This window comes from Pantoea sp. Seng (genome assembly GCF_009829935.1).
In the GTDB taxonomy this organism is placed as follows: Bacteria; Pseudomonadota; Gammaproteobacteria; order Enterobacterales; family Enterobacteriaceae; genus Pantoea; species Pantoea communis.
On sequence record NZ_SZZV01000034.1, the window covers coordinates 1 to 26,426 of the forward strand.

A 26,426-nucleotide genomic window follows, 5' to 3' on the forward strand; every position below is an offset into this window, starting at 1 on the left:
ACCTGGATAACTACATCCCAGAGCCAGTACGTGCAATCGACCTGCCGTTCCTGCTGCCAATCGAAGACGTATTCTCAATCTCAGGCCGTGGTACTGTTGTAACCGGTCGTGTTGAGCGCGGTATCGTTAAAGTGGGCGACGAAGTTGAAATCGTTGGTATCAAGGCGACTGTTAAGTCTACCTGTACTGGCGTTGAAATGTTCCGTAAGCTGCTGGACCAGGGTCAGGCGGGTGAAAACTGTGGTGTTCTGCTGCGCGGTATCAAGCGTGAAGACATCCAGCGTGGTCAGGTACTGGCTAAGCCAGGCACCATCAAGCCACACACCAAGTTCGTATCAGAAGTATACGTACTGTCTAAAGACGAAGGCGGCCGTCATACTCCGTTCTTCAAAGGCTACCGTCCACAGTTCTACTTCCGTACTACTGACGTGACTGGTAACGTTGAGCTGCCAGAAGGCGTTGAGATGGTAATGCCAGGCGACAACGTGAAAATGACCGTTGAGCTGATCCACCCAATCGCGATGGACCAGGGTCTGCGTTTCGCAATCCGTGAAGGCGGCCGTACTGTTGGTGCGGGCGTTGTTGCTGAAGTTCTCGCTTAATTGCGTTAATGTCGGTGGTTGCTTAGGTAGCCACCGCAGCACGAAAAGAGAGCACTTCGGTGCTCTTTTTTTTTGCCTGAAATTCACCGCTCAAGCCAATCCCACACAAAAGCTACGTTTGAAATAAAAACCATTCTCATTTACACTTTGATCAGAATTTGTACTGGAGTCGCAGTAAATGTACGTCTGTCTGTGTAATGCCGTGAGTGACAAAACCCTCCGTGAAGTAGTGCGTCGCTATCAGCCCAAATCGATCCAACATCTTCGTCAACTGGTTCCTATCGGAAAACAGTGTGGTAAGTGCATCCGTTTTGCGCGCGAGATTATGGATGATGAGCTGCAGAAGGTACCGCTGTACAAAGAAATCGCTTAGGTCGACTCGACAGCCTCTGGCAATAACCACAAAAACAGTCCTGTTTTTTTGACTTCTTTTTATCCGCATCTACGATCTATTTACCTGGAAGCGGAGGAAGCAAAATGAAGGGCGACAGTAAAATCATAACTCATCTCAATAAACTGCTGGGGAATGAACTGGTTGCGATTAATCAGTACTTTCTTCATGCACGTATGTTCAAAAACTGGGGGCTTATTCGCCTCAACGATGTCGAGTATCACGAATCCATCGATGAAATGAAGCATGCGGACAAATACATCGAGCGCATTCTTTTCCTTGAAGGGATTCCAAATTTGCAGGATCTCGGCCGGTTGCGTATTGGTGAAGATGTCCCGGAAATGTTGCAATCCGATCTGACGCTGGAGTTAGAAGGGGCGAAGGATTTACGTGAAGCGATTGCCTATGCCGACAAGGTGCATGATTACGTCAGCCGCGACATGATGATTGAGATTCTGGGTGAGGAAGAGCATCACATTGACTGGCTGGAAACAGAACTCGACCTGATTCAAAAACTCGGTTTGCAGAATTACCTGCAGGCGCAATTAAAAGAAGAAAGCACAGACTAAAACCCTTTCGTTGTAGCAATGTCACAGAGCCTGTAGGGGGAAATATCGAGCCCCATATAGGCTTTTTCGCATTTAGTCCGCAATTGATGTGGTTAAAAACGCATCACGGGTTGCTTCCTGAACTGATTTGCGTATAATGCGCGGGCCTGCCGATATTGGTATGGCGCGATTCGAGCAGAATCGCAGGTGATAGCAAGCTATGTATCACCTGACAATACTCCCGATTGGGGAGTTATATGCTGAACGATTACACTCCTCCATCAATCGTAATGGGTGTGGGTAGTAATTCTTTTCGTTTATAAAATGTTTGGAGCCTTGGTCTCATGTCGAACCAAAGAATCCGTATCCGTCTTAAAGCGTTTGATCATCGCCTGATCGATCAATCAACCGCGGAAATCGTTGAGACTGCCAAGCGCACTGGTGCGCAGGTACGTGGTCCGATCCCGCTGCCAACTCGCAAAGAGCGTTTCACCGTTCTGATCTCTCCGCACGTTAACAAAGACGCGCGCGATCAGTACGAGATCCGTACTCACAAGCGTCTGGTAGACATCGTTGAGCCAACTGAAAAAACCGTTGATGCACTGATGCGTCTGGATCTGGCTGCCGGTGTTGACGTGCAGATCAGCCTGGGTTAATCAGGTCATCGAGCGATTGAGAGGTTGATACAATGATTGGTTTAGTCGGTAAAAAAGTGGGCATGACTCGCATCTTCACTGAAGATGGCGTTTCAATCCCAGTAACCGTAATCGAAGTTGAAGCAAACCGCGTTACTCAGGTCAAAGGCCTGGAAAACGACGGTTACCAGGCTATCCAGGTGACCACCGGTGCTAAAAAAGCAAACCGTGTGAGCAAGCCGGAAGCAGGTCATTTTGCTAAAGCTGGCGTTGAAGCTGGCCGTGGTCTGTGGGAATTCCGCACCGAAGGTGAAGAGTACTCAGTAGGCCAGAGCATCAGTGTTGAAATTTTCGCTGACGTTAAAAAAGTAGACGTTACCGGTACCTCTAAAGGTAAAGGTTTCGCAGGTACCGTTAAGCGCTGGAACTTCCGTACCCAGGACGCTACACACGGTAACTCCTTGTCTCACCGCGTTCCGGGTTCTATCGGTCAGAACCAGACTCCGGGCAAAGTGTTCAAAGGCAAGAAAATGGCTGGTCAACTGGGTAACGAGCGCGTAACCGTTCAGAGCCTGGAAGTGGTACGTGTTGACGCTGAGCGCAACCTGCTGCTGGTCAAAGGTGCTGTCCCGGGTGCAACCGGCAGCGACCTGATTGTTAAACCAGCTGTGAAGGCGTAAGGGGATAGCAATGGAATTAGTACTGAAAGACGCGCAGAGCGCGCTGACTGTTTCCGAAACTACCTTCGGTCGTGATTTCAACGAAGCGCTGGTTCACCAGGTTGTTGTTGCTTATGCCGCTGGTGCTCGTCAGGGTACTCGTGCGCAGAAAACTCGTGCTGAAGTAACTGGTTCAGGCAAAAAGCCTTGGCGCCAGAAAGGTACCGGCCGTGCGCGTTCAGGTTCTGTAAAGAGCCCGATCTGGCGTTCAGGTGGCGTGACCTTCGCTGCGCGTCCACAGGACCACAGTCAAAAAGTTAACAAGAAGATGTACCGCGGCGCGCTGAAAAGCATCCTGTCCGAACTGGTACGTCAGGACCGTCTGATCGTTGTCGAGACGTTCTCTGTAGAAGCGCCTAAAACTAAGCTGCTGGCACAGAAACTGAAAGACATGGCGCTGGAAGACGTGCTGATCATCACCGGTGAACTGGATGAGAATCTGTTCCTGGCTGCGCGTAACCTGTACAAGGTTGACGTGCGTGATGCAGCAGGTATCGACCCAGTTAGCCTGATCGCCTTCGACAAAGTCGTTATGACTGCGGAAGCAGTTAAGCAAGTTGAGGAGATGCTGGCATGATCCGTGAAGAACGTCTGCTGAAAGTCGTACGTGCACCGCACGTATCTGAAAAAGCATCTACTGCGATGGAAAAAAGCAATACCATCGTTCTCAAAGTTGCTAAAGACGCGACCAAAGCAGAGATCGTTGCTGCTGTTGAGAAGCTGTTCGAAGTTGAAGTTAAAGACGTAAACACCCTGGTTGTTAAGGGTAAAGTTAAGCGTCACGGACAGCGTATCGGTCGTCGTAGCGACTGGAAAAAAGCTTACGTCACCCTGAAGGAAGGCCAGAATCTGGACTTCGTCGGCGGCGCTGAGTAAGTCGGAGGAGAAAGACAATGGCAGTTGTTAAATGTAAACCGACATCTCCGGGTCGTCGTCACGTAGTTAAAGTGGTGAACCCAGAGCTGCACAAGGGCAAACCTTTTGCTCCGCTGTTAGAAAAAAACAGCAAATCCGGTGGTCGTAACAACAATGGTCGTATCACTACCCGTCATATCGGTGGTGGTCACAAGCAGGCTTACCGTATTGTTGACTTCAAACGCAACAAAGATGGTATCCCAGCAGTTGTTGAGCGTCTTGAGTACGATCCGAACCGTTCTGCGAACATCGCACTGGTTCTGTACAAAGATGGCGAGCGCCGTTACATCCTGGCCCCTAAAGGCCTGAAAGCTGGTGATCAGGTTCAATCTGGCGTTGATGCTGCGATTAAAGCAGGTAACACCCTGCCAATGCGTAACATCCCGGTGGGTTCTACCGTTCACAACGTAGAAATGAAACCAGGCAAAGGCGGTCAGATTGCTCGCTCAGCTGGTACTTACGTGCAGATCGTTGCGCGTGATGGTTCCTACGTAACCCTGCGTCTGCGTTCAGGCGAAATGCGTAAAGTCGAAATCGACTGCCGCGCAACCCTGGGCGAAGTCGGTAACGCTGAGCACATGCTGCGCGTTCTGGGTAAAGCTGGTGCAACCCGTTGGCGTGGTGTTCGTCCTACCGTTCGCGGTACTGCGATGAACCCAGTCGATCACCCGCACGGTGGTGGTGAAGGTCGTAACTTTGGTAAGCACCCGGTAACTCCGTGGGGCGTTCAGACCAAAGGTAAGAAGACCCGTAGCAACAAGCGTACTGATAAATTTATCGTACGTCGCCGTAGCAAATAATTTTAGAGGATAAGCCATGCCACGTTCTCTCAAGAAAGGTCCTTTTATTGACCTGCACTTGCTGAAGAAGGTAGAGAAAGCGGTGGAAAGCGGTGACAAGAAGCCCCTGCGCACTTGGTCCCGTCGTTCAACGATCTTCCCTAACATGATCGGTTTGACCATCGCTGTCCATAATGGTCGTCAGCACGTTCCTGTCTTTGTATCCGACGAAATGGTCGGCCACAAACTGGGTGAATTTGCACCGACACGTACTTATCGCGGCCATGCTGCAGATAAGAAAGCCAAGAAGAAATAAGTAGGAGGAAGAGATGGAAACTATTGCTCAACATCGCCATGCTCGTTCTTCTGCTCAGAAGGTCCGCCTTGTTGCTGACCTGATTCGCGGTAAGAAAGTGTCGCAGGCTCTGGATATTCTGACCTACACCAACAAGAAAGCTGCTGTGTTGGTTAAGAAAGTCCTGGAATCTGCCATTGCGAACGCCGAACACAACGATGGCGCTGATATCGACGATCTGAAAGTCGCGAAAATCTTCGTAGACGAAGGCCCAAGCATGAAGCGCATTATGCCGCGTGCGAAAGGTCGTGCAGATCGCATCCTGAAGCGCACCAGCCACATTACTGTGGTTGTGTCCGATCGCTGAGACTCTGGAGACTAGCAATGGGTCAGAAAGTACATCCTAATGGTATTCGCCTGGGTATTGTAAAACCATGGAACTCTACCTGGTTTGCGAACACCAAAGAATTCGCTGACAACCTGGACAGCGATTTTAAAGTACGTCAGTTCCTGACTAAGGAACTGGCTAAAGCGTCTGTATCTCGTATCGTTATCGAGCGTCCGGCTAAGAGCATCCGTGTGACCATTCACACTGCTCGCCCGGGTATCGTTATCGGTAAGAAAGGTGAAGACGTAGAAAAACTGCGCACGGTCGTAGCGAAAATCGCTGGCGTTCCTGCACAGATCAATATCGCCGAAGTCCGTAAACCGGAACTGGACGCTAAATTGGTTGCTGATAGCATCACTTCACAGCTGGAGCGTCGTGTGATGTTCCGTCGTGCGATGAAGCGTGCTGTTCAGAACGCAATGCGTCTGGGCGCGAAGGGTATTAAAGTCGAAGTTAGCGGCCGTTTGGGCGGAGCCGAGATCGCACGTACCGAATGGTACCGTGAAGGTCGCGTGCCACTGCACACTCTGCGTGCAGACATTGACTACAACACCTCTGAAGCGCACACCACTTATGGTGTAATCGGCGTTAAGGTATGGATCTTCAAAGGTGAGATCCTGGGTGGTATGGCTGCTGTTGAACAACCGGAACCGGCTGCTCAACCTAAAAAGCAGCAGCGTAAAGGCCGTAAGTAAGGAGAGTCGCTGATGTTACAACCAAAGCGTACGAAATTCCGTAAAGTGCACAAAGGCCGCAACCGTGGTCTGGCGCAGGGTACGGATGTCAGCTTCGGTACTTTCGGTCTGAAAGCTGTTGGCCGTGGTCGTCTGACTGCTCGTCAGATCGAAGCAGCACGTCGTGCTATGACCCGTGCAGTTAAGCGTCAAGGTAAGATCTGGATCCGTGTATTCCCGGACAAACCGATCACCGAGAAGCCGCTTGAAGTGCGTATGGGTAAAGGTAAGGGTAACGTGGAGTATTGGGTTGCCCTGATCCAACCGGGTAAAGTCCTGTATGAAATGGACGGTGTTCCGGAAGAGCTTGCCCGTGAAGCATTCAAGCTGGCAGCAGCAAAACTGCCTATCAAAACCACCTTTGTTACTAAGACGGTGATGTAATGAAAGCAAATGAGCTGCGTGAAAAAAGCGTTGAAGAGCTGAACGCTGAGCTTCTTAACCTGCTGCGTGAGCAATTCAACCTGCGCATGCAGGCAGCATCCGGCCAGCTGCAGCAGACCCATCTGCTGAAGCAAGTGCGTCGTAATGTTGCACGTGTTAAGACTTTACTGACTGAGAAGGCGGCGTAATGACCGATAAAATCCGTACTCTGCAGGGTCGTGTAATTAGTGACAAAATGCAGAAATCTGCAGTAGTTGCTATCGAACGTGTCGTGAAACACCCGATCTACGGTAAGTTCATCAAGCGTACGACTAAGCTGCACATCCATGACGAGAACAACGAATGTGGAATCGGTGACGTGGTAGAAATCCGCGAAACCCGTCCACTGTCTAAGACTAAGTCTTGGGCGCTGGTTCGCGTTGTAGAGAAAGCGGTTCTGTAATAGAATCCGCTTCCTCTAAAAAATAAAATGAACGGCTCGTCTGAGCCGTTCATTTTTTCTACCCATCTGCGAGAACCGGTGTTATAATGCCGCGCCCTCAATTATGGGGCTTTTTAACGACCTGAGGTTTGGGTCCCGAAGTAGTAGTTGACATTAGCGGAGCACTAAAATGATCCAAGAACAGACTATGCTGAACGTCGCCGACAACTCCGGTGCACGTCGCGTAATGTGTATCAAGGTTCTGGGTGGCTCGCACCGTCGCTACGCAGGCGTCGGCGACATCATTAAAGTTACCATCAAGGAAGCAATTCCTCGCGGTAAAGTTAAGAAAGGTGATGTCCTGAAGGCGGTAGTGGTGCGCACCAGGAAGGGTGTTCGTCGCCCGGACGGTTCTGTCATTCGCTTCGATGGTAATGCATGCGTTATTTTAAACAATAACAGCGAGCAGCCTATCGGTACGCGTATTTTTGGGCCGGTAACTCGTGAACTTCGTACTGAAAAGTTCATGAAAATTATCTCTCTGGCACCAGAAGTACTCTAAGGAGCGAGCAATGGCAGCGAAAATCCGTCGTAACGACGAAGTTATCGTGATTACCGGTAAAGACAAAGGTAAACGCGGTAAAGTAAAGAATGTCCTGACTTCTGGTAAGGTCATCGTTGAAGGTATCAACCTGGTTAAGAAACACCAGAAGCCGGTTCCGGCTCTGAACCAACCAGGCGGCATCGTTGAAAAAGAAGCTGCTATTCAGGTTTCTAACGTTGCAATCTTCAATGCGGCAACCGGCAAGGCTGACCGTGTAGGCTTTAGATTCGAAGAAGGCAAAAAAGTCCGTTTCTTCAAGTCTAATAGCGAAACTATCAAGTAATTTGGAGTAGTACGATGGCGAAACTGCATGATTACTACAAAGACGAAGTAGTCCAGAAACTCATGACTGAGTTCGGCTACAATTCTGTCATGCAAGTCCCTCGGGTCGAGAAGATCACCCTGAACATGGGTGTTGGTGAAGCGATCGCTGACAAGAAACTGCTGGATAACGCAGCAGCTGACCTGGCAGCAATCTCCGGTCAAAAACCGTTGATCACCAAAGCACGCAAATCAGTTGCAGGCTTCAAAATCCGTCAGGGCTATCCGATCGGCTGTAAAGTAACTCTGCGCGGCGAGCGCATGTGGGAGTTCTTTGAGCGCCTGATCACTATTGCTGTACCACGTATTCGTGACTTCCGCGGCTTGTCTGCTAAGTCTTTCGATGGTCGCGGTAACTACAGCATGGGCGTTCGTGAGCAGATCATCTTCCCAGAAATCGATTATGACAAAGTCGATCGCGTTCGTGGTTTGGATATTACCATTACCACTACTGCGAAATCTGATGATGAAGGCCGTGCTCTGCTGGCTGCCTTTGACTTCCCGTTCCGCAAGTAAGGTAGGGTTACTTAATGGCTAAGCAATCGATGAAAGCACGCGAAGTAAAGCGTGTGAAATTAGCAGACAAGTTCTTCGCTAAGCGCGCAGAACTGAAAGCGATCATTTCTGATGTGAACGCATCCGACGAAGATCGTTGGGATGCCGTTCTCAAGCTGCAGAGTCTGCCGCGTGATTCCAGCCCTTCCCGTCAGCGTAACCGCTGCCGTCAGACAGGTCGTCCGCACGGTTTCCTGCGGAAGTTTGGGTTGAGCCGTATCAAGGTCCGTGAAGCCGCAATGCGCGGTGAAATCCCGGGTCTGAAAAAGGCTAGCTGGTAATTGTCACCATTTGAATCACGGGAGTAACACAGATGAGCATGCAAGATCCGATCGCGGATATGCTGACCCGTATCCGTAACGGTCAGGCCGCGAACAAAGTTGCGGTCTCTATGCCTTCCTCCAAGCTGAAAGTGGCAATTGCCAACGTGCTGAAGGAAGAAGGCTACATTGAAGATTTTAAAATCGAAGGCGACATCAAGTCTGAGCTGGAAGTTACTTTAAAGTATTTCCAGGGCAAGGCTGTGGTAGAGAGCATTCAGCGTGTTAGCCGTCCAGGTCTGCGCATCTATAAGAAAAAAGATGAGCTGCCAAAAGTAATGGCTGGTCTGGGCATCGCTGTAATCTCTACCTCTAAAGGTGTCATGACTGATCGTGCAGCGCGCCAGGCTGGTCTTGGTGGCGAAATTATCTGCTACGTAGCGTAATCGGAGGATAAAATGTCTCGTGTTGCAAAAGCACCTGTCGTTGTTCCTGCGGGCGTAGAGGTAAAACTCAACGGTCAGGAAGTTTCGATCAAAGGCAAAAACGGCGAGCTGACTCGTACTATCAACAGTGCTGTAGAAGTTAAGCATGCAGACAACGCCCTGACTTTCGCTCCACGCGAAGGCTTCTCGGACGCTTGGGCACAGGCAGGTACTGCTCGTGCGCTGCTGAACGGCATGGTTATCGGTGTTACCGAAGGCTTCACCAAGAAGCTGCAACTGGTTGGTGTTGGTTATCGTGCAGCTGTTAAAGGCAACTCTGTGAGCTTGGCCCTGGGCTTCTCTCACCCTGTTGACCATGCACTGCCGGCCGGCATCACTGCTGAATGTCCAACTCAGACTGAAATCGTGCTGAAAGGCGCTGATAAACAGCTGATTGGTCAGGTTGCAGCGGATCTGCGCGCCTACCGTCGTCCTGAGCCTTACAAAGGCAAGGGTGTTCGTTACGCCGACGAAGTCGTGCGTACCAAAGAGGCTAAGAAGAAGTAAGGTAACACTATGGATAAGAAATCTGCTCGTATCCGTCGTGCGACCCGTGCACGTCGCAAGCTCAAAGAGCTGGGTGCTACTCGCCTGGTGGTACATCGTACCCCGCGTCATATTTACGCACAGGTGATCGCCCCGAACGGTTCCGAAGTTCTGGTTGCTGCTTCTACTGTAGAAAAAGCTATTGCCGAACAACTGAAGTACACCGGTAACAAAGACGCTGCTGCAGCTGTAGGTAAAGCTCTGGCTGAGCGCGCTGTCGAGAAAGGCATTACTAATGTTTCTTTCGACCGTTCCGGGTTCCAATATCATGGTCGTGTCCAGGCACTGGCAGATGCTGCCCGTGAAGCTGGCCTTCAGTTCTAAGGTAGAGGTCTAAGATGTCAAACATCGAGAAACAAGCTGGCGAACTGCAGGAAAAACTGATCGCGGTAAACCGTGTATCTAAAACTGTAAAAGGTGGTCGTATTTTCTCCTTCACCGCACTGACTGTAGTGGGTGATGGTAACGGCCGCGTTGGTTTTGGTTACGGTAAAGCGCGTGAAGTTCCAGCAGCGATCCAGAAAGCGATGGAAAAAGCCCGTCGCAACATGATTAACGTCGCGCTGACTCACGGCACCCTGCAGCACCCTGTTAAAGGTGCTCACACGGGTTCTCGTGTGTTCATGCAGCCAGCTTCTGAAGGTACCGGTATCATCGCCGGCGGTGCAATGCGCGCTGTTTTAGAAGTTGCTGGAGTGCATAACGTTCTGGCTAAAGCGTATGGTTCTACTAACCCGATTAACGTGGTTCGTGCAACTATCGATGGCCTGGGCAATATGAATTCTCCAGAAATGGTCGCTGCCAAGCGTGGTAAATCCGTTGAAGAAATTCTGGGGTAATCACGATGGCTAAGACTATTAAAATTACACAAACCCGCAGTTCAATCGGCCGCCTGCCTAAGCACAAAGCCACTCTGGTTGGCTTGGGTCTGCGTCGTATTGGTCATACCGTTGAGCGTGAAGACACGCCAGCAGTGCGCGGTATGGTTAACGCGATTTCCTACATGCTGAAAGTGGAGGAGTAAGAGATGCGCTTAAACACTCTGTCTCCGGCCGAAGGGTCTAAACACGCTTCTAAGCGTCTGGGTCGTGGTATCGGTTCTGGCCTCGGTAAAACCGGTGGTCGTGGTCACAAAGGTCAGAACTCTCGTTCTGGCGGTGGCGTACGTCGCGGTTTCGAGGGTGGTCAGATGCCTCTGTATCGTCGTCTGCCGAAATTCGGTTTCACCTCTCGCAAAGCAATGGTCACTGCAGAAGTTCGTCTGTCTGACCTGGCGAAAGTTGAAGGCGGTATTGTTGACCTGAATACTCTGAAAGCAGCCAACATCATCGGTGTTCAGATCGAGTTCGCGAAAGTGATTCTGTCTGGTGAAGTTTCTGCACCGGTAACGATTCGTGGTCTGCGTGTCACTAAAGGTGCGCGTGCTGCAATCGAAGCTGCTGGCGGTAAAATCGAGGAATAAGTAGCAGATGGCAAAGCAACCGGGATTAGATTTTCAAAGTGCCAAAGGTGGCTTTGGTGAACTGAAGCGCAGACTTTTGTTTGTTATCGGTGCACTGATTGTCTTCCGTATTGGCTCTTTTATTCCAATCCCTGGTATCGATGCCACTGTACTTGCCAAACTGCTTGAGCAACAGCGTGGCACCATCATTGAAATGTTCAACATGTTCTCTGGTGGTGCTCTCAGTCGTGCCTCAATCTTCGCACTGGGTATTATGCCGTATATTTCGGCCTCTATTATTATCCAGTTGCTGACGGTGGTTCATCCCGCGTTGGCCGAGATTAAGAAAGAGGGTGAAGCTGGTCGTCGTAAGATTAGCCAGTACACTCGCTATGGCACCCTGGTTTTGGCTGTATTCCAGTCGATCGGTATTGCTACCGGTCTGCCGAATATGCCTGGAATGCAAGGCCTGGTAATGAATCCAGGTTTCGCATTCTACTTTACCGCTGTTGTAAGTCTGGTTACCGGGACAATGTTCCTGATGTGGCTGGGCGAACAGATTACTGAACGAGGTATCGGTAACGGTATCTCGATCATTATCTTCGCAGGTATTGTTGCGGGTCTCCCGCCGGCCATTGGCCATACCATCGAGCAAGCGCGGCAAGGTGACCTGCACTTCCTCCTGTTGCTGTTGGTTGCAGTTCTTGTATTTGCAGTGACGTTCTTTGTTATTTTCGTTGAGCGTGGCCAGCGCCGCATTGTGGTCAACTACGCTAAACGTCAGCAAGGTCGTCGTGTATATGCTGCACAGAGCACACATTTACCGTTGAAAGTGAATATGGCGGGTGTAATTCCGGCTATCTTTGCTTCCAGCATTATTCTGTTCCCAGCAACCATCGCGTCATGGTTCGGGGGCGGAACCGGTTGGAACTGGCTGACAACAATTTCGCTGTATTTGCAACCAGGACAGCCGCTTTATGTGCTACTCTATGCGACTGCAATCATCTTCTTCTGTTTCTTCTACACGGCGTTGGTTTTCAACCCACGTGAAACAGCTGATAACTTGAAGAAGTCTGGAGCATTCGTACCGGGAATTCGTCCGGGAGAGCAAACGGCGAAGTATATCGATAAAGTAATGACACGTTTGACCTTAATCGGCGCACTGTACATTACCTTTATCTGCCTGATCCCGGAGTTCATGCGTGATGCCATGAAGGTTCCCTTCTACTTTGGCGGCACATCGCTGCTTATCGTAGTGGTTGTCATCATGGACTTTATGGCTCAAGTGCAAACTCTGATGATGTCGAGTCAGTATGAGTCTGCATTGAAGAAAGCAAACCTGAAAGGCTACGGCCGTTAATTCAGGCGCTTGAGAAGTTACGGAGAGTAAAAATGAAAGTTCGTGCTTCCGTCAAGAAATTATGTCGTAACTGCAAAATCATCCGCCGCGACGGTGTCGTACGTGTGATTTGCAGCGCCGAGCCAAAGCATAAACAGCGCCAAGGCTGATATTGTCACATATTTTTCTTGCAAAGTCGGGTTGAGCTGGCTAGATTAGCCAGCCAATCTTTTGTATGTCGATGCGTTACCATTTGAGTATCCTGAAAACGGGCTTTTCAGCATGGGACTCATTTATTTAATTATAGGAGTGCATAGTGGCCCGTATAGCAGGCATTAACATTCCTGATCAAAAACATACCGTAATCGCATTAACTTCGATCTTCGGTATCGGCAAGACCCGTTCTAAAGCCATCTGCGCTTCAACGGGTATCGCTGAAAATGTTAAGATCAGAGAGCTGTCTGAAGAACAAATTGAACAGCTGCGTGAAGCAGTTGGTAAATTCGTTGTTGAAGGTGATCTGCGCCGTGAAATCACCCTGAGCATCAAGCGTCTGATGGACCTTGGTTGCTATCGTGGTTTACGCCATCGTCGTGGTCTGCCAGTTCGCGGTCAGCGTACTAAGACCAATGCACGTACCCGTAAGGGTCCGCGTAAACCGATCAAGAAATAATCGGGGTGAGTAAATAATGGCAAAGGCACCAGTTCGTGCACGCAAGCGTGTAAGAAAGCAAGTCTCAGATGGCGTGGCTCATGTCCATGCATCTTTTAACAACACCATCGTTACCATCACTGATCGTCAGGGTAACGCACTGGGTTGGGCAACCGCCGGTGGTTCCGGTTTCCGCGGTTCACGTAAATCTACTCCGTTTGCTGCTCAGGTAGCTGCAGAGCGCTGTGCAGAAGCAGTGAAAGATTACGGTATTAAGAATCTGGAAGTTATGGTTAAGGGTCCAGGTCCAGGTCGCGAATCAACAATTCGTGCTCTGAACGCTGCTGGTTTCCGCATCACTAATATTACTGATGTGACTCCAATCCCTCACAACGGTTGTCGTCCGCCGAAAAAACGTCGCGTTTAACGCCCGTTTTTAGGTTAGTTGGAGAAAGAAAATGGCAAGATATTTGGGTCCTAAGCTCAAGCTGAGCCGTCGTGAGGGCACCGACTTATTCCTTAAGTCTGGCGTTCGCGCGATCGATACCAAGTGCAAAATTGAACAACCACCTGGCCAGCACGGTGCGCGTAAACCGCGTCTGTCTGACTACGGCGGTCAGTTACGTGAGAAGCAGAAAGTTCGTCGTATGTACGGCGTGCTTGAGCGTCAGTTCCGTAACTACTACAAAGAAGCAGCACGTCTGAAAGGCAACACCGGTGAAAACCTGTTGGCTCTGCTGGAAGGTCGTCTGGATAACGTTGTTTACCGTATGGGCTTTGGTGCCACTCGTGCAGAAGCACGTCAGCTGGTTAGCCATAAATCTATCCTGGTGAACGGTCGCGTTGTTAACATCGCTTCTTATCAGGTATCTCCGAATGATGTCGTTAGCATCCGTGAGAAAGCCAAACAGCAATCTCGCGTGAAGGCCGCTCTGGAGCTGGCTGAGCAGCGTGAAAAGCCAACCTGGCTGGAAGTTGATGCGACTAAGATGGAAGGTGTGTTCAAGCGTATTCCTGAACGTACTGATCTGTCTGCGGACATTAACGAACACCTGATCGTCGAGCTTTACTCTAAGTAAAGCTTAGTACCAAAGAGAGGACACAATGCAGGGTTCTGTGACAGAGTTTCTAAAACCGCGCCTGGTAGATATCGAGCAAGTGAGTTCGACGCACGCCAAGGTGACCCTTGAGCCGTTAGAGCGTGGCTTTGGCCATACTCTTGGCAACGCACTGCGCCGTATTCTGCTTTCTTCCATGCCGGGTTGCGCGGTGACCGAGGTTGAGATCGATGGCGTGCTCCACGAGTACTCCACCAAAGAGGGCGTACAGGAAGATATCCTGGAAATCCTGCTCAATCTGAAAGGGCTGGCGGTAAGAGTTCAGGGTAAAGATGAAGTCATCCTTACTTTGAATAAATCTGGCATTGGCCCTGTGACTGCAGCCGATATCACCCACGACGGTGATGTCGAAATCGTCAAGCCACAGCATGTGATCTGCCATCTGACCGATGAAAACGCATCTATTAGCATGCGTATCAAAGTTCAGCGTGGTCGTGGTTATGTGCCGGCTTCTGCCCGAATTCATTCGGAAGAAGATGAGCGCCCAATCGGCCGTCTGTTGGTTGACGCTTGCTACAGCCCTGTAGACCGTATCGCCTACAATGTTGAAGCAGCGCGTGTAGAACAGCGCACCGACCTGGACAAGCTGGTCATCGAAATGGAAACCAACGGCACAATCGATCCTGAAGAGGCGATTCGTCGTGCGGCTACCATCCTGGCAGAACAACTGGAAGCTTTCGTTGACTTACGTGATGTACGTCAGCCGGAAGTGAAAGAAGAGAAACCAGAATTCGATCCGATCCTGCTGCGCCCTGTTGACGATCTGGAATTGACTGTCCGCTCTGCTAACTGCCTCAAGGCAGAAGCTATCCACTACATCGGTGATCTGGTACAGCGTACCGAGGTTGAGCTGCTTAAAACGCCTAACCTTGGTAAAAAATCTCTTACTGAGATTAAAGATGTGCTCGCTTCACGTGGTTTGTCTCTGGGCATGCGCCTGGAAAACTGGCCACCAGCAAGCATTGCTGATGAATAATCAGATCACAGGTTAAGGTTTCACTGAGAAGGATAAGGTCATGCGCCATCGTAAGAGTGGTCGTCAACTGAACCGCAACAGCAGCCATCGTCAGGCTATGTTCCGCAACATGGCCGGTTCTCTGGTTCGTCACGAGATCATCAAAACGACTCTGCCGAAAGCCAAAGAACTGCGTCGCGTAGTTGAGCCGCTGATTACTCTTGCCAAGACCGACAGCGTAGCTAATCGTCGTCTGGCATTCGCCCGCACTCGTGATAACGAGATCGTGGCAAAACTGTTTAACGAGCTAGGCCCGCGTTTCGCGAGCCGTGCCGGTGGTTACACTCGTATTCTGAAGTGTGGCTTCCGTGCTGGTGACAACGCTCCGATGGCTTACATCGAGCTGGTTGATCGTCCAGAAGCTCAAGCAGAAGCTGCTGCAGAGTAATTTGCAGTAACGTAGAAAACCCGCTTCGGCGGGTTTTTTATTGCCTCCAATTCCCCATCCCCCCATCTTTCGCTATGCTGAACGCTGTTGTAAGTCGTAGAGGTTCATTATGTGGTTAATTGACCAGCTGGTAGAACAGCAGATACGCGCCGCGCAGGAAAAAGGTGAACTGAGTAATCTACCAGGTGAAGGTGCACCTTTACAGCTCGAAGACGAAAGTGGCGTGCCGCCTGAGTTACGTACGGCATATCGATTACTGAAAAACTCAGGTTTTTTACCCCCTGAACTTGAAATGCGCCGCGAAGCTGTGCAACTCAACGATCTTTTACAGCTTTTGGATCCTGACGATCATCAAGCCAGTGAACTCAAAAAAAGATTAACCCTGCTGGAGATGAAGTTACAGCAGGCAGGAATGAGCACAGATTTTTTACGTGGTGAATATGGCGGTGCCATTCGACACCGCATGCTTCAGGAGAAGTAACATGTATAAAATTGGCCAGCTGGCTAAACTTGCTGACGTTACGCCTGACACCATACGTTTTTATGAAAAGCAGCAAATGATGGATCATGAGATTCGCACTGAAGGCGGATTCCGTCTCTATAATGATGATGATCTTCAGCGCTTACGCTTTATCCGCTATGGGCGTCAGCTCGGTTTCAGCCTGGATTCGATCCGCGGTTTATTATCGATCCGTATCGATCCCGAGCACCATACCTGTCAGGAGTCCAAAGCGATCGTGGCCAGGCGTCTGGATGAAGTGAATGGCATGATTGCCGAGTTGCAAACCATTCAGCGCTCATTAGAACGTTTAGCCGCGACCTGTTGCGGGGATCTACATAGCAGTGCCTGCTGTTCTATTCTTGAAGCGCTGGAAAAAGGTGAAGAGCCGCAGGTGGAAATTTGTTGTAGCAAGGATTGAATTTCACGCAGGAAAGCTTATAGTTGCGCCATTATTAACCGGAGGACATTATGAGTCGCTATCAGCATCGCAAAGGCAAGATTAACGATAACGCTTTGGAGGCACTGTTACATGATCCGCTGTTTCGTCAGCGAGTTGAACAGAATCAGAAAGGGAAGGGCAGCTACCGACGTAAAGATAAACATGCGAAGGGGAGAAACTGGGAGTCCAGTGATAAGCAGAAAAGTTTATCACTGGCCTTCTGCTTTACAGACAAAAAAGCCGCCTGCACTTGGCGGCTTTTTTATCACAGTTTATCGCTGTTCTGCTGTTTCAACAGATCGCGAATTTCAGTGAGCAACACTTCTTCGTTGGTTGGTTTTGGCGCTGGTTTTTCAACTTCTTTCTTCTGATACAGCTTGTTCATCAGTTTGATGGCCATAAAGATGGCAAAGGCGACGATGACAAAATCAAAAATGGTTTGAATAAAGTTACCGTATTCCATTACGACAGCAGGTACATCACCCTCGGCCGGTTTTAGGACCCACTTAAACTGTTTAAAATCGACTCCGCCAATCAGTAATCCCAGTGGTGGCATGATGATATTCGCGACCAGTGATGAAACAATCTTGCCGAAAGCGGCACCGATAATCACACCGACTGCCAAATCCACCACGTTCCCACGCATTGCAAAATCACGAAACTCTTTGAATAAACTCATTGTTATCTCCTTGCCTTGGCCAATGGCTAAAGTCTAACAAACCTTTGTGCAATTGCCATGATAACAGCGGATTAAGCAAAATTATCATGGCGGGCAAACGCCCGCGGCGATTTAGAGGAAGAAAGGACTTGGCTGGAAGAGACGTTCAACATCTGGGACAAACTTCTTATCTGTCAGGAACATAATGACATGATCGCCCTGTTCAATACGCACGTTGTCGTTAGCAATGATCACTTCATCGCCACGTACGACAGCGCCAATAATCGTACCCGGCGGTAGTTTGATATCTTCAATTAAACGACCCACTACGCGGGAAGTGGTCTCTTCACCGTGCGCAATAGCTTCAATGGCTTCGGCAATCCCGCGTCGCAGTGAGGAGACGCCAACAATATCTGCCTTGCGCACGTGACCAAGCAGGGCGGAAATGGTGGCCTGCTGCGGAGAGATGGCAATATCGATCACGCTACCCTGAACCAGATCGACATAAGCACGACGCTGGATCAAAACCATGACCTTTTTCGCTCCCATCTTCTTTGCGAGCATGGCCGACATAATGTTGGCTTCGTCGTCATTGGTGACGGCGATGAAAAGATCCACCTGATCAACATGTTCTTCGGCGAGCAACTCCTGATCTGAAGCATCACCATAAAACACCACGGTGTCGTGCAGACGCTCAGCCAGTTCTGCTGCGCGTTGTTGATTACGTTCAATCAACTTCACGCTGTACTGTTTTTCCAACCGCTGGGCCAAACCAAAACCGATGTTGCCGCCGCCGACCAGCATAATGCGCTTGTAGGGTTTCTCAAGGCGCTGCATTTCGCTCATTACCGCACGAATATGCTGGCTCGCGGCAATAAAGAAGACTTCATCACCCGCTTCGACGATCGTGGAACCCTGAGGGCGAATAGGGCGATCCTGACGGAAAATAGCCGCTACGCGTGTATCAATATGCGGCATATGTTCACGCAAAATGGACAACGGGTTACCGACCAGTGGCCCACCGTAATAGGCTTTTACTACTGCAAGGCTCACTTTCCCTTCGGCAAAGTTAACTACCTGCAATGCGCCAGGATACTGAATCAGGCGATAGATGTTGTCGATAACCAACTGTTCCGGTGAAATCAAATGATCGATAGGTACGGCTTCCGGTACAAACAGCTTTTCGGCATCGCGCAAATATTCCGCCGCGCGAATACGGGCAATTCGGTTTGGCGTATTGAAAAGCGAATAGGCAATCTGACAGGCAATCATGTTGGTTTCGTCGGAACTGGTGACAGCAACCAGCATATCGGCATCTTCAGCACCGGCTTCACGCAATATACGTGGATGGGAACCATGGCCGTGCACCACGCGCAGGTCAAATTTGTCCTGCAACGCGCGCAGACGGGTGGCATCCGTATCAACAACAGTGATGTCGTTATTTTCGCCCACCAGGTTTTCAGCAAGTGTGCCGCCAACCTGCCCGGCGCCGAGGATAATAATTTTCATCGTTGAATCGCTCTTGTCAGAATGCGCCGCACTATTTCTTTATCAACTTAGCGTAAAAGAATCCGTCACCGCCATCAACGCTCGGGAAGACTTGCCACCCATTGATTTGGCCTTCGGGCAGCTGCTCAGCGGCGGCATCATCGTGCTCAGCCAGAAAGGCCGCGATCTGCTGATGGTTTTCTTCGGGCAGGATCGAGCAGGTCGCGTAAATCATCGTGCCGCCGGATTTCAAACGTGGCCAAACTGCATTGAGGATTTCGCGCTGCAGTGCAGCCAGTTCAGGGATATCACGATCGCGGCGCAACCATTTGATATCAGGGTGACGTCGAATCACTCCGGTTGCAGAACAAGGTGCATCCAGCAGAATACGGTCAAATTGCTGGTCGCCGCACCACTCTGCAGGTGTCCGGCCATCGCCCTGACGCACTTCGGCTTGCATACCCAGGCGCTGCAGATTTTCATGCACGCGGGTCAAACGTTGTTGATCGATATCTACCGCCAGCACGTTTGCCTGAGGGGCGATTTCCAGAATATGCGTGGTCTTGCCGCCGGGCGCTGCGCAGAGATCGAGAATGGCTTCATTTTTTTGTGGCTCAAGCAGCAGAGCACAGCGCTGTGCAGACAAATCTTGTACTGTCACCCATCCTTGATCGAAGCCCGGTAACTGACTGACAGGAGCAGGGGATTCAAGGCGCAGAGCATCCGGCGCATCGGCGGGGAAGGCTGCTTTATCTTCAGCCTGCAACAGGTTCAGCCACGCATCACGGCTATGGTGCTGGCGATTGACGCGCAACCACATCGGCGGTCGCTGATTATTGGCGTCAACGATCTGCTGCCATTGATCTGGCCAGGCTGTCTGCAAACGCTTAAGCAACCAACCGGGATGCCAGTAGCGCTGTGGGCCTTGATCCACTGCAGCAACCAGTTCCTCTTGCTGACGCTGGAACTGACGCAGTACACCGTTAATCAATCCCTTCAGCGCCGTACGCTTCAGGACTTCTGCACCGGCAACCGTTTCGGCCAGTGCGGCATGTGCTGGCACGCGCGTGTACAGCAACTGATACAACCCAACCATTATCAGGTAATGCAGTACGCGCTGCTTTCCCGTTAACGTGCGCTCCATCAGTTTGCCAATCAGCGCTTCCAGTTGTGGCAGAGTGCGCATTACGCCAAAGCAGAGTTCCTGCAACAGCGCGCCATCTTTATCAGCCAATGTTTTTTGCGCGCCAGGCAGAATGGCACTGAGCGATTCACCTTTATCTACCACGCGTTCAATCAGTTGCGCGGCGAGACTACGCAGGTTAGTTGCTTTTTTCATATTCATTCATCAAACAAAAAAGCCCGGTTAAACCGGGCTGGAGATCAGGCAAGAAGGGTGCCAGTGGCAAACCATTCACGACGCGAATTCAGCAGATCTTGCGCTGACATGGCTTTCTTACCCGCAGGCTGCAGCGAAAGTAGATTGAGTACGCCGTCAGCGGTGGCAATCTGAATGCCATTTTTATCAGCATGGATGACTTCGCCCGGCTGTTTGTTCTGATGAGGTAGAACGCTAGCCTGCCACACTTTGACGGGTTGATCCTCGATCAGGAAGAAACTCACCGGCCAGGGATTGAAGGCACGAATGCAGCGCTCAAGCTGTGCAGCAGAAAGTGACCAATCAAGACGCGCCTCTTCTTTACTCAACTTCTCAGCGTAAGAAACCAGCGCTTCATCCTGCACTTCAGGCTGAGCTTTGCCGCTGGCAAGCAGATCGAGTGTATCCAGCATACCTTGTGGCCCAAGCTCGGCCAGCTTGTCATACAGTGATGCGCTGGTGTCTTCAGGCGTGATAGGACAGGAGAGCTTATGCAGCATGTCACCCGTATCCAGACCCACATCCATCTGCATAATGGTCACGCCGGTTTCGCGGTCGCCAGCCCAGAGCGAACGCTGAATGGGCGCCGCACCGCGCCAGCGTGGCAGGAGTGAACCATGGACATTGATGCAACCGAGTCGCGGCATATCGAGAACCGCCTTCGGCAGAATCAGGCCATAAGCCACCACCACCATGATATCGGCTTGCAGGTCAGCAACCAGTTGCTGATTATCTTCAGGTTTTAGCGATTTTGGCTGGAACACGGGAACATCATGTGCCTGTGCCAACATTTTGACAGGGCCTGGAGTGAGTTTATTACCGCGTCCTGATGGACGGTCGGGCTGAGTAAATACGCCAACTACCTGATGCTCAGAAGCAAGCAGCGCGTCGAGATGACGCGCTGCAAAGTCAGGTGTACCGGCAAAGATAATTTTTAGCGATGCAGACACAGTTTAACCTTCTGTTAGTACTCAGGCTTCGCGTGCGTTCATGCGGGCCAGCTTTTCCAGTTTCTGTTTGATGCGCTGACGCTTCAGCGGCGACAGATAATCGATAAACAGCTTGCCATCCAGATGATCGATTTCATGCTGGATACAAATCGCCAGCAGACCATCCGTTTCCAGCTCAAAGCTCTTACCGTCACGATCCTGCGCACGGACTTTGACCCATTCCGCACGCGGCACAAAGGCACGCTGTTCAGGGATTGAGAGGCAGCCCTCTTCAATACCGGTTTCACCGCTTTTTTCCAGCAGTTCCGGGTTAATCAACACCAGACGTTCGTCTCGATTTTCAGAAACATCGATAACAATGATGCGTTGATGAATGTCGACCTGAGTGGCCGCTAAGCCAATGCCTTCTTCGGCGTACATGGTTTCAAACATGTCATCGACAATGCGCTGAACGTCTGCGTTTACGGTAGCCACCGGCGCAGCGATTTTGCGAAGGCGATCATCAGGGAAATGTAATACCTGCAAAACTGACATAAATATCCAGATCTGTATGCGTTAAAGAAAAGATTACTACCTCATATTGTAGACTTTTTGTGGCCTGATTGACAGCATTGCACCGCATGTGAGCGGGCTTAAGGATGGACGCGTGGAGGGAGTGGAAGGGATACTCCGGCTGGCAAATGTTAAAGGCCTGCGCCGGCATCGCGTAGTGAATCTCGCGCGGAATTTGCAAACCGGTGCTGCCGTCGATGACGAATTACTGCACAGCCATGGTTTGAATGAATTGCAGCGCCAACAGTTTAACGATTATTGCCCACGGCAACTGGCGCGCACGTTACAGTGGTTGGATCAACCTCATCATCATTTAGTCTCCTGCATAGATGCTGATTATCCGGGCCCCCTGGCTGAAATCAGTCAACGCCCCTCATTGCTCTATGTGGCTGGGCAACTCTCCGTTTTACAGTCACAGCAATTAGCTGTGGTGGGCAGTCGGCACTGTTCCCACTATGGCAAAGAGTGGGGCACATGGTTTACACAGCAACTTGCACTCAGTGGGTTGACCATCACTAGCGGGCTGGCTCGCGGTATTGATGGCGTTGCACACCGTGCAGCCTTGGACGCAAGTGGAAAAACAATCGCAGTGCTGGGCAGCGGCTTGCAACATATCTACCCCAAAAGCCATCAGTCGCTGGCGCAGGCGATCATGGATAACGAAGGGGCTTTACTCTCTGAATTTCCTCTTGATATGGCGCCACATGCGGTGAATTTTCCGCGCCGTAACCGCATCATCAGTGGGTTAAGTCAGGGAGTGCTGGTCGTTGAGGCTTCACTGAAAAGCGGTTCGCTGGTCACTGCTCGCTGCGCGCTGGAACAAAACCGCAATGTTTATGCATTACCCGGAGCATTGGGTAATGATGGCAGTGAAGGTACGCATTGGTTGATTCAGCAGGGGGCACTGTTGGTTGCCCATCCAAATAACATCCTTGAAGATTTGCATTCCACATTGCAATGGCTGCCGGCAACCACTTCAGAAACAATATATTCACAAGACAGTGACGATGTTCCATTGCCATTTGCAAGCGTGTTGGCTAACGTAGGTGATGAGGTTACACCTGTTGACGTCGTCGCTGAACGTGCCGGCCAACCTGTGCCAGTTATCGCAGCCCAGTTGCTGGAGCTGGAGTTAGCAGGATGGATCGCAGCTGTACCCGGCGGCTATGTCCGATTGAGGAGGGCATGCCATGTTCGACGTACTTATGTACTTGTTTGAGACCTATATCCACAACGAAGCTGAAATGCGTGTTGACCAGGATAAATTGACCGATGATTTGGCCGATGCGGGTTTTCATCGTGAAGATATCTACAATGCGTTGAATTGGCTTGAACGTTTAGCGGACTATCAGGATGGTCTGGTGGCGCCTGTACAATTGGCCGCAGATCCGCTCTCAATGCGAATTTATACGGACGAGGAATGCCAGCGTCTTGATGCTGATTGTCGCGGTTTTATTTTGTTCCTGGAACAAGTTCAGGTGCTGAATATGGAAACGCGCGAGATGGTCATCGAACGGGTCACGGCTCTTGATACTCAGGAATTTGATCTTGAAGATCTCAAATGGGTGGTGCTGATGGTGCTGTTTAACATCCCTGGATGTGAAAACGCTTATCAGCAGATGGAAGAACTGTTATTCGACGTCAATGAAGGTATGCTGCATTAATTTGCGATTAATGCATCCGGAAATATGAGTAAATCAGCACTATTTTCTGTGCGTAAACACGATCCCTGCCCCGCTTGCGGGGCAGATTTAGTGATACGCAGTGGTAAACACGGCCCGTTTCTTGGCTGTGTGAATTATCCAACCTGTGATTATGTTCGTCCCCTGAAAAATCAGGTTGATGGACATATCGTTAAAGTGCTGGAAGGGCACGCGTGTCCTCAGTGCGGCGCAGATAAAGTTCTGCGTCAGGGGCGATTTGGGATGTTTGTTGGTTGTAGCCACTATCCGGAATGTGATTACACAGAAACTATCGATAAGCCCGACGAGACCGCGATTGCCTGTCCCCAATGTCAGAACGGAAAGCTGGTTCAGCGCCGTTCGCGCTATGGCAAAACCTTTCACTCCTGCGACCGTTACCCCGATTGCCAATTTGCAATCAATGCAACGCCTGTTGAAGGTATCTGCCCGCATTGCCAGTTTCCCTTATTAATAGAGAAGAAAACCGCACAAGGCATGAAGCGCTTATGCGCCAGCAAACGCTGTGGCAAGCTCATCGCCCAGGACGAAGAACGATCATGAAGCAAAAAGCGTATGTCCCCGGAAGTCTCGAATTTTGCATCGAGCAACTACAACAGCAGGCCGTTATTGCCTATCCAACCGAAGCGGTGTTTGGTTTAGGTTGCGATCCCGATAGCGAAAGCGCCGTCATGGCCTTACTGGCGCTCAAACAGCGTCCGGTTGAGAAAGGGCTTATCCTGATTGCAGCAGATTATGCGCAACTGGAACCCTACATTGCTGATCGCGAACTCACGGTGCTACAGCGTGAGCGCATGTTTGCTAGCTGGCCAGGGCCGGTGACTTATGTTGTTCCGACAACACCGCATACGCCACGCTGGCTAACAGGACGTTTCGATTCGCTGGCTATCCGCGTTAGCGATCATCCGGATGTGCAGGCACTTTGCCGTGGCTTCGGCAAACCATTGGTGTCTACCAGCGCCAATCTCTCCGGCGAGGCGCCGTGCCGCAATGCTGATGAAGTTGCACAGCAATTCGGTGCTCAATTCCCCGTGTTGCATGCTGCAACGGGCGGGCGGCTAAATCCTTCTGAAATTCGCGACGTTATCAGCGGCGAACTTATTCGTCAGGGTTAATTTATGGAACACTTCGCCGTTTTTGGTCATCCCATTGCACACAGTAAGTCACCTTTCATTCATAGTCTCTTTCCCGAGCAGACAGGAATCGCGCACTCTTATGGCCGGGTTTGTGCACCGCTGGAGGGGTTTCCTCAGTCAATTAGCGACTTTTTTACTGTCGGTGGAAAAGGTGCAAATGTCACACTGCCGTTTAAACAACAGGCGTGGGAACTGGCCGATGAACTCAGTGAACGTGCAGCCTTATCTGGGGCGGTTAACACATTAAAGAAAAAGGCAGATGGCTCGATCTTTGGTGATAATACCGATGGGATTGGCCTGCTAAGCGATCTGGAACGATTGAATTTGATCCGTTCTGGTGACCGCATTTTACTGGTGGGAGCCGGTGGTGCGGCTCGTGGTGTGATCCTTCCCCTGCTTTCTTTTGGATGTTCAGTGGTAGTGGTCAACCGAACGGTTGCCCGTGCTGAAGAATTGGCAAATATCTTCCAGCATAGTGGGGATATCCAGGCGAGCAGCTTTGCTGAGCTCTCCGGCCAGGCATTTGATCTGATCATCAATGCAACTTCCAGTGGCGTTGAGGGTAAAGTGCCGCCGTTGCCAGACTCATTGATCACCCCGCAAACACGCTGCTACGACATGTTCTATCAGCAAGGGCTGACGCCATTTTTGTTGTGGTGTCAGCAGCACGGTGCGGGTCAGCTGGCAGATGGATTGGGCATGCTGGTGGGGCAGGCGGCACATGCTTTCCAATTGTGGCATGGCGTGATGCCAGAAATTACCCCCGTTATTGCCCAATTAAAGCAGGCCATGAAGGAGTGAATCAGGCGATCCATTTTCCCGATCGTGAAAGTTGGGACGAGGAACGAGGAGCGATCGTTTTTCCGGTGTTGGTGCAAGGAATGGGGTTAACTTGTGCCATCAAGCCCGACGCATTACAGGATCGATTCGGAACGGGTGCAGCGATGGCGCTGTTTAGCGCGCATCGCTGGGATTTGGAAGAAGAAGCGGAAGCGCTTATCCGGCAGGATGAGATCGATGATCAAGGTTGGATCTGGCTCTCCTGAGCGAGGTATTCATCTTTCCAGCCAACATAATTGCTCGATGAATAGAGCAGACCTGCGATTTCCGCCTCACTCAATGGGCGGATTTGTTTCACCGGGCTGCCTAAATAGAGATAGCCGCTCTCCAGTCTTTTACCCGGCGGAACCAGACTACCCGCTCCGATCATGACATCCTCTTCAACAAACACGCCATCCAGCAAAATCGATCCCATTCCAACCAGCACGCGATCGCTGATATGACAGCCGTGCAGCATTGCTTTATGGCCTACAGTCACGTCTTCACCAATCACTAAAGGGTGCCCTTCCGGGTTGCTGGTGGATTTATGCGTGACGTGCAAAACGCTGCCGTCCTGAATATTGCTTCTTTTACCTATCACGACTTTGTTCACATCACCGCGGATAGCAACCAGTGGCCAGATGCTGACATCGTCGGCGAGCTGCACTTCACCCACCACTACGCTACTGCGATCGATCATTACGCGATCGCCGATTTCTGGAAAATGGTTCTTATAAGGTCGTAGGGCTACAGACATGATCTTTCTCCTTTTGCACTTTATACCCCTAGCCTGCGGCTTATCAGGCTGGCAAACAAGATGAATTTTGAGCGGATCGCTCGCGATCTCAGCGAAAAGATTGAAAACTCGCCAGTCGATTAAAAAGATCGAAAAAAGGGGTTGTGCAAAAAAATCGGATCCCTATAATGCGCCACCACTGAGACGGCAAAGCGGCAACGCAGGCGGCTCAGCAGGGAGTGAAGAAATTCATCCCGCCGGAGAAAAACGCTGAAAAAAGTGTTTGACTCTGAAGGAGGAAAGCGTAATATACGCCACCTCGCAACAGCAGCTTAAGGCGCTGATTGCACCGCTCTTTAACAATTTATCAGACAATCTGTGTGGGCACTCGCAGGATTGATATCAGCGTCTCCGGACGTAAAAAATATCAAGTCTCACGAGTGAACACATAATGAAATTCATTATGACGTTTTACAGATGAGCATCGCTGCACTTGTTGCAGCAAATCAAACTTTAAATTGAAGAGTTTGATC

The 26,426-nt window shown here is 50.6% G+C and carries 45 protein-coding genes and 1 pseudogene; 40 read left to right on the forward strand and 6 right to left on the reverse strand.

Features of this window, described 5'->3' with window-relative positions; genetic code table 11:
• From FD737_RS22920 to FD737_RS24225, 34 genes and pseudogenes are all read left to right on the forward strand, one after another.
• Positions 1-602: EF-Tu/IF-2/RF-3 family GTPase (locus FD737_RS22920; protein WP_255492043.1), on the forward strand; the 602-nt coding region annotated here is incomplete at its 5' end.
• Between the two features lie 178 nt (positions 603-780).
• Entirely contained in the window at positions 781-975 is a 195-nt protein-coding gene (gene bfd / locus FD737_RS22925) for a bacterioferritin-associated ferredoxin (protein ID WP_034830760.1), read from the forward strand.
• 104 nt (positions 976-1,079) lie between these two features.
• The gene (gene bfr, locus FD737_RS22930; protein WP_034830757.1) at positions 1,080-1,562 is read left to right on the forward strand and encodes a bacterioferritin; all 483 of its coding nucleotides are present in this window, start codon (positions 1,080-1,082) and stop codon (positions 1,560-1,562) included.
• A gap of 323 nt (positions 1,563-1,885) precedes the next feature.
• Positions 1,886-2,197 (forward strand): 30S ribosomal protein S10, encoded by a 312-nt coding sequence (gene rpsJ / locus FD737_RS22935; protein ID WP_006120582.1) that lies wholly within the window; start codon positions 1,886-1,888, stop codon positions 2,195-2,197.
• A 32-nt stretch (positions 2,198-2,229) separates the two neighbouring features.
• Positions 2,230-2,856, forward strand: a complete 627-nt coding sequence (gene rplC / locus FD737_RS22940) for a 50S ribosomal protein L3 (protein ID WP_038644330.1) — start codon at positions 2,230-2,232, stop codon at positions 2,854-2,856.
• A gap of 10 nt (positions 2,857-2,866) precedes the next feature.
• Positions 2,867-3,472, forward strand: coding sequence for a 50S ribosomal protein L4 (gene rplD, locus FD737_RS22945; protein ID WP_034830751.1), 606 nt, complete (start codon positions 2,867-2,869; stop codon positions 3,470-3,472).
• On the forward strand, positions 3,469-3,771 hold the full coding sequence (gene rplW, locus FD737_RS22950) for a 50S ribosomal protein L23 (RefSeq protein ID WP_034830749.1): 303 nt from the start codon (positions 3,469-3,471) through the stop codon (positions 3,769-3,771). Before rplD ends, rplW begins: the two co-directional genes overlap by 4 nt.
• A 17-nt stretch (positions 3,772-3,788) precedes the next feature.
• Positions 3,789-4,610, forward strand: coding sequence for a 50S ribosomal protein L2 (rplB, locus tag FD737_RS22955; protein ID WP_034830746.1), 822 nt, complete (start codon positions 3,789-3,791; stop codon positions 4,608-4,610).
• 16 nt (positions 4,611-4,626) lie between these two features.
• Positions 4,627-4,905 carry a 30S ribosomal protein S19 gene (gene rpsS, locus FD737_RS22960; RefSeq protein WP_001138115.1) on the forward strand — a complete coding sequence of 93 codons (279 nt, stop codon included), beginning with the start codon at positions 4,627-4,629 and terminating at the stop codon, positions 4,903-4,905.
• Between the two features lie 13 nt (positions 4,906-4,918).
• On the forward strand, positions 4,919-5,251 hold the full coding sequence (gene rplV / locus FD737_RS22965; protein ID WP_007891659.1) for a 50S ribosomal protein L22: 333 nt from the start codon (positions 4,919-4,921) through the stop codon (positions 5,249-5,251).
• Positions 5,252-5,268: 17 nt separating this feature from the next.
• Positions 5,269-5,967 (forward strand): 30S ribosomal protein S3, encoded by a 699-nt coding sequence (gene rpsC / locus FD737_RS22970; RefSeq protein ID WP_034830744.1) that lies wholly within the window; start codon positions 5,269-5,271, stop codon positions 5,965-5,967.
• Between the two features lie 12 nt (positions 5,968-5,979).
• The gene (gene rplP / locus FD737_RS22975; protein WP_002438716.1) at positions 5,980-6,390 is read left to right on the forward strand and encodes a 50S ribosomal protein L16; all 411 of its coding nucleotides are present in this window, start codon (positions 5,980-5,982) and stop codon (positions 6,388-6,390) included.
• The gene (gene rpmC / locus FD737_RS22980) at positions 6,390-6,578 is read left to right on the forward strand and encodes a 50S ribosomal protein L29 (protein ID WP_034830743.1); all 189 of its coding nucleotides are present in this window, start codon (positions 6,390-6,392) and stop codon (positions 6,576-6,578) included. Before rplP ends, rpmC begins: the two co-directional genes overlap by 1 nt.
• Positions 6,578-6,832 carry a 30S ribosomal protein S17 gene (gene rpsQ / locus FD737_RS22985; RefSeq protein WP_008104738.1) on the forward strand — a complete coding sequence of 85 codons (255 nt, stop codon included), beginning with the start codon at positions 6,578-6,580 and terminating at the stop codon, positions 6,830-6,832. The genes rpmC and rpsQ overlap by 1 nt, the downstream gene beginning before the upstream one ends.
• Before the next feature lie 169 nt (positions 6,833-7,001).
• On the forward strand, positions 7,002-7,373 hold the full coding sequence (rplN, locus tag FD737_RS22990) for a 50S ribosomal protein L14 (RefSeq protein ID WP_006120590.1): 372 nt from the start codon (positions 7,002-7,004) through the stop codon (positions 7,371-7,373).
• Positions 7,374-7,383: 10 nt separating this feature from the next.
• Entirely contained in the window at positions 7,384-7,698 is a 315-nt protein-coding gene (gene rplX / locus FD737_RS22995; RefSeq protein ID WP_034830741.1) for a 50S ribosomal protein L24, read from the forward strand.
• A 14-nt stretch (positions 7,699-7,712) separates the two neighbouring features.
• Positions 7,713-8,252, forward strand: a complete 540-nt coding sequence (rplE, locus tag FD737_RS23000; RefSeq protein ID WP_013510763.1) for a 50S ribosomal protein L5 — start codon at positions 7,713-7,715, stop codon at positions 8,250-8,252.
• Between the two features lie 14 nt (positions 8,253-8,266).
• Positions 8,267-8,572, forward strand: coding sequence for a 30S ribosomal protein S14 (gene rpsN / locus FD737_RS23005; RefSeq protein ID WP_006120592.1), 306 nt, complete (start codon positions 8,267-8,269; stop codon positions 8,570-8,572).
• 32 nt (positions 8,573-8,604) lie between these two features.
• Positions 8,605-8,997: a 30S ribosomal protein S8 gene (gene rpsH, locus FD737_RS23010; protein WP_007891668.1), complete on the forward strand. Its 393-nt coding sequence runs from the start codon at positions 8,605-8,607 to the stop codon at positions 8,995-8,997.
• 12 nt (positions 8,998-9,009) lie between these two features.
• Positions 9,010-9,543, forward strand: coding sequence for a 50S ribosomal protein L6 (gene rplF, locus FD737_RS23015; protein WP_034830740.1), 534 nt, complete (start codon positions 9,010-9,012; stop codon positions 9,541-9,543).
• Between the two features lie 9 nt (positions 9,544-9,552).
• Positions 9,553-9,906, forward strand: coding sequence for a 50S ribosomal protein L18 (rplR, locus tag FD737_RS23020; RefSeq protein WP_008104733.1), 354 nt, complete (start codon positions 9,553-9,555; stop codon positions 9,904-9,906).
• A gap of 14 nt (positions 9,907-9,920) precedes the next feature.
• Positions 9,921-10,421: a 30S ribosomal protein S5 gene (rpsE, locus tag FD737_RS23025; protein WP_007891679.1), complete on the forward strand. Its 501-nt coding sequence runs from the start codon at positions 9,921-9,923 to the stop codon at positions 10,419-10,421.
• A gap of 5 nt (positions 10,422-10,426) precedes the next feature.
• The gene (gene rpmD, locus FD737_RS23030; RefSeq protein ID WP_021186404.1) at positions 10,427-10,606 is read left to right on the forward strand and encodes a 50S ribosomal protein L30; all 180 of its coding nucleotides are present in this window, start codon (positions 10,427-10,429) and stop codon (positions 10,604-10,606) included.
• 3 nt (positions 10,607-10,609) lie between these two features.
• Complete coding sequence (gene rplO / locus FD737_RS23035) at positions 10,610-11,044, forward strand: 50S ribosomal protein L15 (protein WP_034830738.1); 435 nt, start codon at positions 10,610-10,612, stop codon at positions 11,042-11,044.
• 7 nt (positions 11,045-11,051) lie between these two features.
• Positions 11,052-12,383 (forward strand): preprotein translocase subunit SecY, encoded by a 1,332-nt coding sequence (gene secY, locus FD737_RS23040; protein ID WP_007891686.1) that lies wholly within the window; start codon positions 11,052-11,054, stop codon positions 12,381-12,383.
• 32 nt (positions 12,384-12,415) lie between these two features.
• Entirely contained in the window at positions 12,416-12,532 is a 117-nt protein-coding gene (gene rpmJ / locus FD737_RS23045) for a 50S ribosomal protein L36 (RefSeq protein ID WP_004160566.1), read from the forward strand.
• A 146-nt stretch (positions 12,533-12,678) separates the two neighbouring features.
• Entirely contained in the window at positions 12,679-13,035 is a 357-nt protein-coding gene (rpsM, locus tag FD737_RS23050) for a 30S ribosomal protein S13 (protein WP_034830736.1), read from the forward strand.
• A gap of 16 nt (positions 13,036-13,051) precedes the next feature.
• The gene (gene rpsK, locus FD737_RS23055; protein WP_004160563.1) at positions 13,052-13,441 is read left to right on the forward strand and encodes a 30S ribosomal protein S11; all 390 of its coding nucleotides are present in this window, start codon (positions 13,052-13,054) and stop codon (positions 13,439-13,441) included.
• Positions 13,442-13,472: 31 nt separating this feature from the next.
• Complete coding sequence (gene rpsD, locus FD737_RS23060; protein WP_007891687.1) at positions 13,473-14,093, forward strand: 30S ribosomal protein S4; 621 nt, start codon at positions 13,473-13,475, stop codon at positions 14,091-14,093.
• 25 nt (positions 14,094-14,118) lie between these two features.
• Positions 14,119-15,108, forward strand: coding sequence for a DNA-directed RNA polymerase subunit alpha (gene rpoA / locus FD737_RS23065; protein WP_007891688.1), 990 nt, complete (start codon positions 14,119-14,121; stop codon positions 15,106-15,108).
• A 40-nt stretch (positions 15,109-15,148) separates the two neighbouring features.
• A complete protein-coding gene (rplQ, locus tag FD737_RS23070) occupies positions 15,149-15,535 on the forward strand; it encodes a 50S ribosomal protein L17 (protein ID WP_003850180.1) in 387 nt (128 codons plus the stop codon).
• A gap of 109 nt (positions 15,536-15,644) precedes the next feature.
• A complete protein-coding gene (locus FD737_RS23075) occupies positions 15,645-16,016 on the forward strand; it encodes a DnaJ family domain-containing protein (RefSeq protein ID WP_097119788.1) in 372 nt (123 codons plus the stop codon).
• A gap of 1 nt (position 16,017) precedes the next feature.
• Entirely contained in the window at positions 16,018-16,455 is a 438-nt protein-coding gene (zntR, locus tag FD737_RS23080; RefSeq protein WP_058960612.1) for a Zn(2+)-responsive transcriptional regulator, read from the forward strand.
• A gap of 50 nt (positions 16,456-16,505) precedes the next feature.
• Positions 16,506-16,703: pseudogene (locus FD737_RS24225) on the forward strand (alternative ribosome-rescue factor A); the annotation flags it as partial.
• Between the two features lie 38 nt (positions 16,704-16,741).
• On the opposite strand, the gene mscL reads toward FD737_RS24225, so the two are convergent.
• The 5 genes from mscL to def form a co-directional block, all read right to left on the reverse strand.
• Positions 16,742-17,155: a large-conductance mechanosensitive channel protein MscL gene (gene mscL, locus FD737_RS23090; protein WP_034830732.1), complete on the reverse strand. Its 414-nt coding sequence runs from the start codon at positions 17,153-17,155 to the stop codon at positions 16,742-16,744.
• A 111-nt stretch (positions 17,156-17,266) separates the two neighbouring features.
• Complete coding sequence (gene trkA / locus FD737_RS23095) at positions 17,267-18,643, reverse strand: Trk system potassium transporter TrkA (protein WP_034830730.1); 1,377 nt, start codon at positions 18,641-18,643, stop codon at positions 17,267-17,269.
• Positions 18,644-18,674: 31 nt separating this feature from the next.
• Positions 18,675-19,961 (reverse strand): 16S rRNA (cytosine(967)-C(5))-methyltransferase RsmB, encoded by a 1,287-nt coding sequence (gene rsmB / locus FD737_RS23100; protein ID WP_097119786.1) that lies wholly within the window; start codon positions 19,959-19,961, stop codon positions 18,675-18,677.
• 44 nt (positions 19,962-20,005) lie between these two features.
• On the reverse strand, positions 20,006-20,950 hold the full coding sequence (fmt, locus tag FD737_RS23105; protein WP_097119785.1) for a methionyl-tRNA formyltransferase: 945 nt from the start codon (positions 20,948-20,950) through the stop codon (positions 20,006-20,008).
• A gap of 21 nt (positions 20,951-20,971) precedes the next feature.
• A complete protein-coding gene (def, locus tag FD737_RS23110; protein ID WP_034830726.1) occupies positions 20,972-21,484 on the reverse strand; it encodes a peptide deformylase in 513 nt (170 codons plus the stop codon).
• 112 nt (positions 21,485-21,596) lie between these two features.
• Here def and dprA point away from each other — a divergent pair, with 112 nt between their 5' ends.
• From dprA to FD737_RS23140, 6 genes are read left to right on the forward strand one after another with little or no spacing between them, the layout of a single operon-like run.
• Complete coding sequence (gene dprA / locus FD737_RS23115) at positions 21,597-22,721, forward strand: DNA-protecting protein DprA (RefSeq protein WP_160834661.1); 1,125 nt, start codon at positions 21,597-21,599, stop codon at positions 22,719-22,721.
• A complete protein-coding gene (gene smg, locus FD737_RS23120) occupies positions 22,693-23,166 on the forward strand; it encodes a DUF494 family protein Smg (RefSeq protein ID WP_034830723.1) in 474 nt (157 codons plus the stop codon). The genes dprA and smg overlap by 29 nt, the downstream gene beginning before the upstream one ends.
• Positions 23,167-23,190: 24 nt before the next feature.
• A complete protein-coding gene (locus FD737_RS23125) occupies positions 23,191-23,745 on the forward strand; it encodes a type I DNA topoisomerase (protein ID WP_160834662.1) in 555 nt (184 codons plus the stop codon).
• The gene (gene tsaC, locus FD737_RS23130) at positions 23,742-24,317 is read left to right on the forward strand and encodes an L-threonylcarbamoyladenylate synthase type 1 TsaC (RefSeq protein ID WP_045833801.1); all 576 of its coding nucleotides are present in this window, start codon (positions 23,742-23,744) and stop codon (positions 24,315-24,317) included. Before FD737_RS23125 ends, tsaC begins: the two co-directional genes overlap by 4 nt.
• Positions 24,318-24,320: 3 nt before the next feature.
• Positions 24,321-25,139 carry a shikimate dehydrogenase gene (gene aroE, locus FD737_RS23135; RefSeq protein WP_160834663.1) on the forward strand — a complete coding sequence of 273 codons (819 nt, stop codon included), beginning with the start codon at positions 24,321-24,323 and terminating at the stop codon, positions 25,137-25,139.
• Positions 25,136-25,384, forward strand: a complete 249-nt coding sequence (locus tag FD737_RS23140) for a DUF1488 domain-containing protein (RefSeq protein WP_097119782.1) — start codon at positions 25,136-25,138, stop codon at positions 25,382-25,384. Before aroE ends, FD737_RS23140 begins: the two co-directional genes overlap by 4 nt.
• Here FD737_RS23140 and FD737_RS23145 read toward each other — a convergent pair.
• Positions 25,360-25,914 (reverse strand): gamma carbonic anhydrase family protein, encoded by a 555-nt coding sequence (locus FD737_RS23145; RefSeq protein ID WP_160834664.1) that lies wholly within the window; start codon positions 25,912-25,914, stop codon positions 25,360-25,362. The two genes, FD737_RS23140 and FD737_RS23145, sit on opposite strands and share 25 nt — an antisense overlap.
• Positions 25,915-26,426: the final 512 nt, after the last annotated feature.